This is a genomic window from Brooklawnia sp., from assembly GCF_032229645.1.
Classification (GTDB): Bacteria; Actinomycetota; Actinomycetes; order Propionibacteriales; family Propionibacteriaceae; genus Brooklawnia.
The window spans coordinates 72,426-83,463 of record NZ_JAVTWX010000040.1 but is presented as its reverse complement, the minus strand read 5'-3'; the positions used below and the strand labels follow the sequence as shown (position 1 = coordinate 83,463).

General features: G+C 63.0%; 9 protein-coding genes. 7 read left to right on the top strand and 2 right to left on the bottom strand.

The features are described 5' to 3' along the window. Positions 1 to 63: 63 nt before the first annotated feature. Positions 64 to 1,185, bottom strand: coding sequence for a cytochrome P450 (locus AAFP05_RS02695; RefSeq protein WP_341728314.1), 1,122 nt, complete (start codon positions 1,183 to 1,185; stop codon positions 64 to 66). 402 nt (positions 1,186 to 1,587) lie between these two features. On the opposite strand from AAFP05_RS02695, the gene AAFP05_RS02690 reads away from it, so the two are divergent. The 5 genes from AAFP05_RS02690 to AAFP05_RS02670 are packed head-to-tail and all read left to right on the top strand — an operon-like array spanning position 1,588 to position 7,081. Beyond that, positions 1,588 to 2,739 (top strand): ABC transporter substrate-binding protein, encoded by a 1,152-nt coding sequence (locus tag AAFP05_RS02690; RefSeq protein WP_341728313.1) that lies wholly within the window; start codon positions 1,588 to 1,590, stop codon positions 2,737 to 2,739. Beyond that, positions 2,736 to 4,556 carry an ABC transporter permease gene (locus tag AAFP05_RS02685; RefSeq protein WP_341728312.1) on the top strand — a complete coding sequence of 607 codons (1,821 nt, stop codon included), beginning with the start codon at positions 2,736 to 2,738 and terminating at the stop codon, positions 4,554 to 4,556. Before AAFP05_RS02690 ends, AAFP05_RS02685 begins: the two co-directional genes overlap by 4 nt. Further along, the gene (locus AAFP05_RS02680; RefSeq protein WP_341728311.1) at positions 4,553 to 5,410 is read left to right on the top strand and encodes an ABC transporter ATP-binding protein; all 858 of its coding nucleotides are present in this window, start codon (positions 4,553 to 4,555) and stop codon (positions 5,408 to 5,410) included. The genes AAFP05_RS02685 and AAFP05_RS02680 overlap by 4 nt, the downstream gene beginning before the upstream one ends. After that, the gene (locus AAFP05_RS02675; protein WP_341728310.1) at positions 5,403 to 6,146 is read left to right on the top strand and encodes an ABC transporter ATP-binding protein; all 744 of its coding nucleotides are present in this window, start codon (positions 5,403 to 5,405) and stop codon (positions 6,144 to 6,146) included. The genes AAFP05_RS02680 and AAFP05_RS02675 overlap by 8 nt, the downstream gene beginning before the upstream one ends. Further along, on the top strand, positions 6,143 to 7,081 hold the full coding sequence (locus AAFP05_RS02670; RefSeq protein WP_341728309.1) for a uroporphyrinogen decarboxylase family protein: 939 nt from the start codon (positions 6,143 to 6,145) through the stop codon (positions 7,079 to 7,081). The genes AAFP05_RS02675 and AAFP05_RS02670 overlap by 4 nt, the downstream gene beginning before the upstream one ends. A gap of 129 nt (positions 7,082 to 7,210) precedes the next feature. On the opposite strand, the gene AAFP05_RS02665 is transcribed toward AAFP05_RS02670, so the two are convergent. Next, entirely contained in the window at positions 7,211 to 8,533 is a 1,323-nt protein-coding gene (locus AAFP05_RS02665) for a M20/M25/M40 family metallo-hydrolase (RefSeq protein WP_341728308.1), read from the bottom strand. 195 nt (positions 8,534 to 8,728) lie between these two features. Here AAFP05_RS02665 and AAFP05_RS02660 point away from each other — a divergent pair, with 195 nt between their 5' ends. Together AAFP05_RS02660 and AAFP05_RS02655 are read left to right on the top strand one after the other, a co-directional pair. Then, entirely contained in the window at positions 8,729 to 10,159 is a 1,431-nt protein-coding gene (locus AAFP05_RS02660; RefSeq protein WP_341728307.1) for an amino acid ABC transporter substrate-binding protein/permease, read from the top strand. Between the two features lie 17 nt (positions 10,160 to 10,176). Then, positions 10,177 to 10,899 carry an amino acid ABC transporter ATP-binding protein gene (locus AAFP05_RS02655; RefSeq protein WP_341728316.1) on the top strand — a complete coding sequence of 241 codons (723 nt, stop codon included), beginning with the start codon at positions 10,177 to 10,179 and terminating at the stop codon, positions 10,897 to 10,899. Positions 10,900 to 11,038 lie beyond the last annotated feature (139 nt).

Below are 11,038 nucleotides of genomic sequence, written 5' to 3'. Positions count from 1 at the left end.
GCACGGCTACCAGTACCGGGTAACCGCCAACGGAGCCATCCGAATCACCGTGCCCGAACAGGCCTACTGAACCTTGCTCAGCAGCACCGGCATCCGCCGGTATCCGCCGACCGGCGCCAGTTCCCTCTCGGGCGTCTCCCCAGGAGCGAGCTCGATCGCTGATGTGGCGGCCAGCAGTTCTTGGGTGAGGATCCGCAGTTCCATGGTCGCCAATGGCCGCCCTGGGCAGACGTGCGGCCCGATGCCGTAGACGAGATTCCGCTCGGCATTGTCCTCGGGATCGAAGCGGTCTGCGTCACCGAAAACGGCCTCGTCGCGGTTGGCCGAGGTCCAGTGCAGCACCACCGTGCTATCCGCGGGTATCTCGCTGTCCCCGATGTGAACGGGGCAGGTCGTCTTGCGGCGGTTGGAGACGAACGGATCGTCGATGCGCAAGGCCTCGTCCAAGATGGCATCGAACTCCTGCTCGCTGACGCCTGATCGCAGTCGCTGCTGCAGCCCGGGGTGTTCGGCCAGGTAGCCGACGATTACTCCCACACACAACGCGATTGAGCCGAGGTCGCCGCCAGTCCAGTTCCGCAGGATCGACACCAGCTCGGGATCGGTCAAAGCCCTGCCGTCGATGGTGTCGTGCATCAGCCGGGTGGTGACATCGTCCGGGGCGTCATCGCCGAGAGCGCGCCGGGCGTCCAGTACCGAGGAGATGATCGCATCGAACTCTTCGGCGACCCGGCCGGTCTGCTGGCGATCGCCCGAGCGGGAGGCGGCGTGGTTGGATTCCATCCACTCAAGCAACTGCGTTTCGAGTTCGGGAGGCCAGCCGAGCCAGGCGCTCTGACCACGAACGGCGAATAGTGAGCCGATCTCACTAACTGCTTCGACTGCTTCATCGCTTGGCAGTCCGGCAATCAGGTCATATGCCGCGTGCCGGAAGACCGGCTCGAAATCGATGAGTCCTTCTGGCTCAAAGTAACGATCGATGGTCTCGCGGGCCGCCCGGTGAGCGTCACCGTCCAGACCATTGGGAATCTGCAGATACGCGGAGACCGCGCTGGAGAAACGGTCCGGATCATCCGCTGCTGCGACGACATCTGCGTGGCTGAGCAAGATCCAGCGTCCCTGATCGTCACGCACAACCGGTTGCTCGCGACGATAGTGGTCGGCAAATGCTCGAGGCTCAGTCATAACCCATACTTTAGGCGTCACTCGCCAGTGGCCGCCCTGAGCGGCGGTGTCGATGTTGCGGGATGGTTACAGTCTCGTCCGAATTATGGAATGTATTTGACTGGCCGACGATCGCCTCATATATTCTATTCAGCATCAACCAAGCATTGGGAGACATCATGCAGAAGCAAGCGCACCTGACCCGTTCGGTCATGTCTTGCCGCGTCATGTGTTGTCTCTGCTGTATGCGCTGAATGCAGGTTCACGCAGAGTCTCCTAACCCGGCCTGACTAGGTAGGTTATCCCGTCAACGGCGATCCGCTCTAGCGGACAAGTGCTACTTCTCTTACGAGTCGTTGAAATCCCTTCTGCTGTTTTCAGCCATTCAATCTCCACCATGCCCAGATATTCGGAGAAATCACCATGCATAAGAACATTCGGCGCATTGTCGTCGCAACATTGGCCTCAGCAACCCTGCTGAGCGCCTGCGGCTCCGAGAGCGGATCCGGCTCATCGTCATCGGGTTCGGGCTCCGACACCGTCTACTTCGGCGTCTCCGGGCCGGTCACCGGTGCGAGTGCTGAGCAGGGCCAGTACTGGAAGGAAGGCTTCGATCTCGCACTCGACGAGATCAACGCGGCGGGCGGCATCGATGGTAAGCCGGTCGCCCTCAAGTGGGAGGACTCGCAGTCCGACCCGAAGCAGTCGGTTCCGATCGCACAGAAGTTCGTAGCCGACGACTCGATCATCGCCGAGCTCGGCGATTTCACCTCCGGCGCCTCGATGGCAGCGTCGTCGACATATCAGCAGGCCGGCCTGGTGCAGTTCGGGTTCACCAACTCGAATGCCCTGTTCACCGACGGCGGCGACCATATGTGGACGACCAGCCTCACTCAGGAGTACTACCAGAAGCTCGGCGCCGACGAGGTGACCAAGGATCACAAGAAGCTCTCGGTGGTCTATCTGCAATCCGACTGGGGCAAGACTTCCTACGACCTGTTCAAGGCCGAAGCCGAGGCCCGAGGCGCCGAGATCGTCTACGAATCGGCGATCCAGCCCGACTCCGAGGACTATCGTCCGGTGCTGATCAAAGCCCGCGACGCTGAGCCGGACGCCATTGTGCACATCGGCTATGCAGCAGATGGCGCCCGGGTGGTACGCCAGGTCAGGGAGCTCGGTTTCACCGGGCAGTTCTACGGTGGCCAGAACACTCCGCAGTTCCTCGAGTCCGCCGGCGAGGCCGCGGAGGGCACGATCATCAACGAGAACCTGCTGGTCGGCAACACCGCACCGCGGGTGACCGAGTTCTACAGCAAGTTCGAAGGGGTCTACGGCCACGAGCCCAGCACCTTCTCGGCCTACGCCTATGACGCGCTCTATGTGCTCGCCCAGGCCGCCGAGATCGGTGGCGCCACCCGCGAAGGCGTGTACGAGGGTCTGGCCTCCGGCGAATCCTTCGACACGGTGCAGTTCGGCGAGTTCACCTTCGGTGACGATCGACGCCCCAACGACGTGCCGACGGTGCCCGTCATCGTCCGCGATGGCACGTACCAGGCGCTGTACCCCCAGGCATGATCGACACCATCATCTCGGGATTGGTCCACGGCAACGTATACGCACTCGTTGCCGTGGGCATCTCGCTGATCTTCGGCGTGACCAACGTCGTCAACTTCGCCCAGGGCTCGATCGTGGGGCTCGGGGCGATGCTGGGCTGGTGGTTCATGGGTGTGCTCGGCTGGCCCTGGTGGCTCAGCTTGGCGGCGGTGGCGATCGCGGCCTCGATCATCGGCTATCTGATCAACATCAGCGCCGTGCGTCCGTTGGTTTCTGCGCCGCCGATCGCGGCGCTGCTCGCGACCTTCGCGGCGTCGATGATTCTGGACAATCTCAGCCAGGTCGTCTTCGGCGCCGATACCAGGGCGTTCCCCGAACCGTTGGCAACCGACAACTTCCAGGTGGGCGGCCTGCGGTTGGGCACCAGCGATCTGGTGTCATTCGGGTTCACCATCGTGGCGATGATCGCGCTCTGGGCGTTCTTGAAGTTCGGACGCAACGGGCGCGCGATCCGCGCGACTGCCGCTGACCCGGACGCGGCCGCCCAGATGGGTGTCCCGGTAGCGCGCGTGCAGAACCTGTCCTTCTTGTTGGCCAGCCTGCTCGGCGGCGTCGGCGGCATCTTCTACGGGATGTTTGCGGGGGTCATCTCCCCGATCTCGGCCTCGTTCACCGGCACCGTCGGCTTCATCGCCGCGGCAGTGGGAGGACTGGGTTCGATCACCGGCGCAGTGGTCGGCGGACTCTTGCTGGGTCTGCTAGAGGCGCTCGGCGTCTATACCTTCGGCGATGGTTTCCGTGATTTGTTCATCTTCGGCCTGTTCATCATCGTCTTGGTGCTGCGCCCGCACGGGCTCTTCGGCTCGAAGCAGACGGTGGCGAGCGAGCCTATGACCGGCACCTTCCTGGGCGCCGGACGCCCGATCGAGTTGCGTTGGTGGCATTGGATCGTCGTCGCGGTGCTCGCCATAGTTGCGGTCCCGTTGTTCGGCGGGCCTGTCGCAAGCGCGGTCGGCACCCAGGTCATCATCTACGCGATCATGGCGGTACCGATGACCCTGCTGGCCGGCTCCACCGGCCAGGTCTCGCTGGGGCAGGCGGCACCGGTGGCGATCGGCGCCTATGCGTCCGCATTGCTGGTGATCAGGCTCGACCTGCCATTCCTCGCCGGTCTGCTGCTCGGAGGCTTGATCGCTGCGATCATCGCGACCGCGGTGACGCTACCGATCTGGCGGCTGGGCGGGCACTACATCTCGCTGGCCACGCTCGCGCTCGGCTACGTTGTGCTGGCCGTCATCCGTAACTGGGATTCGGTCACCCAGGGTGCCTACGGGCTCACCGGGATTCCGGCGCCGAGCATCGGCGGATTCGTCTTCCTGAGTTCGGAACAGCGATATCTGCTTGACCTCGCGCTGCTGGCGATCACCTTGCTGGTTGTCATCGCGATCCGCAGATCGCATTTGGGCACGGTGCTGTCGTCTGTCGGCTCCGATGAGGTCGCGGCCCGTTCGCTCGGCATCTTCACCCGCGATTACAAGATCATGGCCTACGCGATCACCGCCTTCTTCGCGGGCATCGCAGGCTCGTTGCTGGCGCACCAGTACAACTACCTCGATCCGACCGTCTTCCCGATTCAGATGTCGGTGCTGGTACTCACCATCGTGGTGCTCGGTGGCATGAACTCGCCGTTCGGTGCGGTCATCGGCGCGATCGTTCTGGTAGGTCTGCCCGAAGCCCTGCGGATCGCGGCCGATGTTCGGATTCTGCTCTACGGGGTGATCATGATCGCGATGATCCGGTTCCGCCCGCAGGGCCTGTGGACGAGGAAGACAGCATGAGCGACTTTGTACTGCAGGTGCGCAATCTGCATCGCCGGTTCAGCGGCCTGAAGGCTGTCGACGGCGTCGATATCGACGTCCGGCGCGGCCAGACCGTGGCCATCATCGGACCCAATGGCTCGGGCAAGACGACCACGTTGAACCTGATCACCGGCGTGCTGCGCCCCAACGAGGGCGAGATCACCATCGATGGCCGGGCCGTCGCCGCCCGGCGTCCCGAACAGGTGGCCGGAGCCGGAGTCTTCCGGACCTTCCAGAACGGCCGGGTCTTCGGTAACCTGACCGTGGCCGAGAACATTGAGGTCGGAACGCATCTGTCGCTCACGGCGACCAGGCCGTTCAAGCAGTTCGCGGGCAACCCGCTGCTGGGTTGGCTTGCGGGGATCGGCGAGATCTTCACCGCGCTGATCCCACTGCCCGCCGTCCGCAAGGAGCGGGCCGAGATCACCGCGCGCACCGATGCCGAGATCGGCCGTTTCCCCGAACGGCTCGGACCGCGCCGCGATCATCTGGCCTATACGCTCAGCTACGCAAACCGGCGGCGCACCGAGATCGCCCGATCGCTGGTCGCCGAGCCATCGCTGCTAGTCCTCGACGAACCGACCGCCGGCATGAATCAGTCCGAGACCGCCGAGATGCTCACCCAGTTGCTCGAACTCAAGTCCGCCGGGCAGACCATTCTGCTCGTCGAGCACAAGCTCGACCTGGTGATGACGCTCTCCGACTGGATCTATGTGATGGACGAGGGCAAGGTCATCTCGTCCGGACCGCCGAGTGTGGTGCGCAACGATCCGAAGGTGATCGATGCCTATCTCGGCAGCCGCTACGCCACCACAGGAGGCGACGATGACTGAGCCATTGCTCGAACTCCGCGGAATCGATGTTCACTACGGCGCCGCCAAGGCGCTCGACGCGATCGACCTGACTGTGCCCGTCGGTCAGATCGTCTCGCTGCTGGGTGGCAATGCCTCCGGCAAATCGACGACGATGAAGACCATCCTCGGCCTGGTGAAGCCATCAGCGGGCCAGGTGCTGTGGAAGGGCCAGGACATCGCCGCGTGGAAGACCCCACAGCGGGTGGCGTCCGGGATCGCGTCGGTACCCGAAGCCAGACGGGTCTTCGGCCCGATGAGCGTCGAGGACAACCTGATCATGGGCGCCTATACGCAGGCCGACCGCGGTCAGATCCGCGAAGACCTGGAGGCGCAGTACGCACGCTTCCCGAAACTCGCGCAACGGCGCACCCAGCAGGCCGGCACCTTGTCGGGCGGCGAGCAGCAGATGCTGGCGTTCGCCAGGGCGCTGATGAGCCGACCGCGGCTGATCTGCATGGACGAACCCACGATGGGGCTGTCCCCTCGTCTGGTCGATGAGGTTCTGGCGACCATAGCCCAGCTCAACTCCGAACTCGGGGTCGCCGTGCTGATGGTCGAACAGCAGGCAGAACTGGCATTGTCCATCGCTCACTTCGGGTATGTGCTGGCCACCGGCCAATTGGTGCTCGAAGGCCCGGCGTCGCAGCTCCTCAACAACCCTCGCGTCCAGGAGGCATACCTGGGCAAGACCATCACGAACGGAGAAAACGCATGACCACCAAACGCGAACGATTCCTGAAGGCTGCCCGCGGCGAGCGGGTCGATCGTCCACCGGTAGGTGCGTGGATTCACTACGGGTCAAGCTTCTGGACGCCCGCACAGGTCGCGGAGGCCCATCTGCGTTTCTACCGGCAGTACGACTGGGACTTCATCAAGGTGATGGATGACTTCCGGCTCGTCTTGCCCGACGGTCTGGAAGAGATCACCGATCCCGCACAGTTCGAGGGTATTGTGCCCGATCCCGCGGTGTCCCTGCCGAATCTGGAGAAGCAGGCCGAGGTGTTGACGATCATCCGCGCCGAAGCCCCGGAAGCGGCGATCATCGACACCATCTTCTCCCCCACCCAGACCCTGGTGCGGGCGCTCGGCGAGACGGTCATCGACTACTTCAAGGCAGATCCGGCGCTGGCCCACCGGACGACCGCCCGGGTCGCGGAAGCCTTGGCGAAGTATGCCGCGTCGCTGGCCGGGCTCGGGGTCGACGGGATCTTCCTCGCAATCAACGGTGCCAGCACCGATGCGACGAGCTTCGGATTGAGCCATCAGCAGTTCCATGAGTGGATCGAGCCCTACGACATTCAGGTGCTGGAGGCAGCCGAAGGGCTGGTGCGCATCGGGCACTTGCACGGTGAGGGCGCCGACCCAGATCTGCTGGGCAACTACCCGTTCGAGGTGCTGAACTGGTCGGACAAGGTGTCTCGTCCGACGATCGAAGAGACTCGGCCGACCTACGGCTGGGTGCCGATGGTCGGCATGGACGAGATCAACAGCCTCTACTGGACGCCCTCGAAGGCCCGTGAAGAGCTCCTCGCGGCGCGCAAGGCGGCCGGTGACGCATTGATCGTGGCCCCGAACTGCACGCTGCACTCCGATGGCTCTCCCCTGCTGCTGACAGCATTGCGAGACTCGGTTGACTTGCCCCTGGAGTGAGTTCTGGGATCTCAAATCCGGTGGTGGACGCGCTCACTGGGCGGGCTGCGTCCACCACCTCTTTGTGTGTGACCGCGGCTGGTTGAATCACACTGGATCACGATTTTCACCAACGACTGATCGGCCGGCTCAACAGTCGGCGAGCAACTGTCGTAGCACTCGGGTGCCGAATCTGACGGCGTCGACGGGGACTCGCTCGTCCACGCCGTGGAACAGTAGCGCGAAGTTCAGATCTTCCGGCAACTGCAACGGCACGAAACCATAGCCCCGGATGCCCAGTGTGTGCAGCCACTTGTTGTCGGTACCCGCCGACATGCAGTAGGGCAGCAAGTCGGCAGCCGGATCCTCGGCGAGAATCGCAGCGTGCATCTTGTCCACGAACACTGATTCGCGCGGCGCGTCCAGCGATATGCCCAGTTGGTCGACGATCAATTCCACTTTAGGACCGGCCAAGGTGCGGATGGCATCGAGAAGTTCGTCCTGGTGTCCCGGCAGGAACCGGCAGTCGATGTGGGCGGTGGCCTCCCCAGGGATGACATTGTTCTTGTATCCGGCGTCCAGTCTGGTGAAGTTCGCCGAGTCGCGCAGCGTCGCTGCGACGAACGCCCGTCCGCCACCCATCAGGTCGAGGAATCCTTCGAGATCGTCCTCAGGCGAGGCTCCCGTGATCTGGGAGACCTCATCGAAGAGCGCCTGCACGCTGGCCACATATTCGGTCGGCCATTCATGCTCGTTGATTCGGGTGATTGCCTGCGCCAAACGGACAATGGCGTTGTCATCGTTGGGCAGCGAGCCGTGCCCGGCACGGCCCAGAGCACGCAGATGTACCCAGGCGTAACCCTTCTCAGCGGTCTGCAGCAGATACGCGCGGCGCTTCTCGTCCGAGCCGGCGACAGGCAGCGTCACCGAATAGCCGCCCACCTCGCTGATCGCCTCGGTGCAGCCTTCGAAGAGCTCCGGGTGATTGGCGACCATCCATTCGGAGCCGAATCTGCCCCCTTGCTCTTCGTCGGCGAAGAACGCGAATACCAGGTCACGTGGCGGCACGATCTGTTCCCGAGCGATCCGCCGCAGATTCGCGAGCACCATGCCGTCCATCGACTTCATGTCGACGGCGCCGCGCCCCCAGATCATGCCGTCCCGGATCTCGGCGGCAAAAGGATCGACACTCCAATCGGCCGCGTTGGCAGGAACCACATCCAAGTGACCGTGCACGACAAGCCCACCCCCCGATTCATCGGCCCCGGCGATCCGGACGACCACGTTCGCGCGGCCCGGAGCGGATTCGAACGCCACAGGATCGAGACCGACCTCACGCAGCAGCCCGATCACATAGTCGGCTGCCAGACGCTCGGTCGGCCCCGATCCATCGCCATAGTTGGAGGTGTCGATGCGGATCAGCTCGCGGGTGATGCGCACGGCTTCATCTTCAAGTGCGGTCCAGTCGCTCACCGCTCTAGCTTGTCATGGACGCCGGGATTCGGCCGCGAGCGTCATGTTTCCATCGTGTTTCGCCTAGTTGGACTGGTGCATCAGGTGGCGAGGTGTGATCTAGCATCTCCGGCGTCGGCCACCTCACGGTCGCGAAGATGGAGGTCATCAACCATGCATAAAACTCGAAGGAGTCGCACCAGGGCCGTTAGGGGCGTGCTGCTCACGCTTCTGGCCGGCTTTTTCGCGATGACTTTCGGCGTCTCTGCGCTTCCGGCGCACGCCAAAGAAGGTCCCGTCGAAGGTCAGACATTCGTGATCGCCACCGACACCACATTTGCGCCGTTCGAGTTCCGGGATTCCTCGGGCGAGATGACCGGCATCGACATGGACATGATCCGCGAGATCGCACGGCGTGAAGGCTTCAATGTCGATATCCGGGCTCTCGGCTTCGACGCGGCGTTGCAGGCCGTCACCTCCGGCCAAGCAGATGGTGTCATCGCCGGAATGTCGATTACCGATCCCCGCAAGGAAGTCTTCGACTTCTCCGACCCGTACTTCGACTCGGGCATACAGATGGCGGTCAAGGCCGATGACACGTCCATCACCAGCTACCAGGATCTGAAGGGCAAGACCGTCGTCGCGAAGACCGGTGCCGAGGGCCTCGCCTTCGCCCAGTCCATCGCCGATCAATACGGATTCACGGTGAAGGCCCTCGACAAGGCCGACACGATGTACTCCGAGGTGGCAGCAGGCAATGCCGCAGCCGTCTTCGACGACTATCCCGTGCTCGCCTACGGCATCAATCAGGGCAACGGACTGAAGATCGTGACGGAAAAGGAACAGGGTTCAAGCTACGGATTCGCGGTCTTGAAGGGGCAGAATCCCGAACTGCTGCAAGCCTTCAACGACGGGCTCGCCAGCATGCGGGCCGACGGCAGCTATCAGGACACCCTCGACAGGTACCTTCAGGCACCGAACTCGGGCGAATCAAGCCAATCGTTTTGGGGTCTGCTGACACAGAGCATGCCCGCGCTACTCAAAGGCCTGTTGCTCACCCTTGGCGCCACCGCGCTCTCGCTGGTCTTCGCGTCGCTACTAGGTGTGGCCTTCGGCTTCTGCAAGGTGAGTGGCAGCAAGATCCTGGGCGCCCTGGCCTCGGTCTACGTCGACATCTTCCGTGGCACCCCGTTGCTGGTCCAGGCATTCTTCTTCTACTTCGGGGTACCTGCCGCGCTCGATATCAAGATGAGTGTGCTGACCGCCGGCGTGATCACACTGTCGCTGAATGCGGGCGCCTATATGACAGAGATCGTCCGCGGCGGCATCCAGTCGGTTGATACAGGTCAGATGGAGGCCGCGCGGTCCCTGGGCCTGAACTGGATGCAGTCGATGCGCAAGATCGTCGTCCCGCAGGCGATCAAGATCATGACGCCATCGTTCATCAATCAATTCGTGATCACCTTGAAGGACACCTCACTGCTGGCCGTGCTCGGTTTCGCCGAACTGACCTACCAGGGGCAGCAGATCATCGCCCGCAACTTCCGCAGCTTTGAGATCTGGCTGATCGTCGGCGCGATGTACTTCATCGTCATCTTTGCCCTCACCAAGCTGTCGAACCGCATCGATCGGAGGATCAACAAGTGAGCGAGTCAGCCAAGACGATGATCGAGGTCTGCGACCTGCACAAGTCGTTCGGTTCGAACGAAGTCCTCAAGGGGATCTCCACCACCATCCAGCAAGGCGAGGTCGTCGCCGTGATCGGGCCGTCCGGATCGGGCAAGTCGACCTTCTTGCGCTGCCTGAATCTCCTCGAAGAGGTGACCTCGGGCAAGGTGATAGTCGAGGGGCAAGACCTCACCGCCAAGGACACCGACATCAATCTGGTCCGCCAGAAAATCGGTATGGTCTTCCAGCATTTCAATCTCTTCCCGCATCTGACGGTGGCCGAGAACATCCTGCTGGCACCAAGCATGCTCAAGGGCATGTCGAAATCGGACGCCCGGGCCCGGGCCGATTCCTTGCTGGCGCAAGTGAAGCTCTCCGACAAGATCGACGCACGACCCGCCCAGCTGTCGGGCGGCCAGAAGCAGCGCGTCGCCATTGCCAGGGCCCTGGCGATGGATCCCGATATCATGCTCTTCGACGAACCGACCTCCGCGCTCGACCCGGAGATGGTGGGCGAGGTCCTGGATGTCATGAGGGCACTGGCGAAGGCCGGCATGACGATGGTCGTGGTGACCCATGAGATGGGATTCGCCCGAGAGGTCAGCGACCGCCTGTTGTTCATGGCCGATGGGCTCGTCGTCGAGGAAGGCGATCCGCGGGAGATCCTCGCCAACCCGCAGAACGCCCGGACCAAGGACTTCTTGTCGAAAGTCTTGTGAATCACGCTCGTCCGACGCCTCGGGTATCGGTGGGGCGCCGGACGAGTTCGCCGGTTTGGCCGATGCCTGGTGGGCACGCCACGTTACGGTTCGCGAACAGCGCATGGAGCCGACATCAGGGCGGTCCGCGGGCCAATAG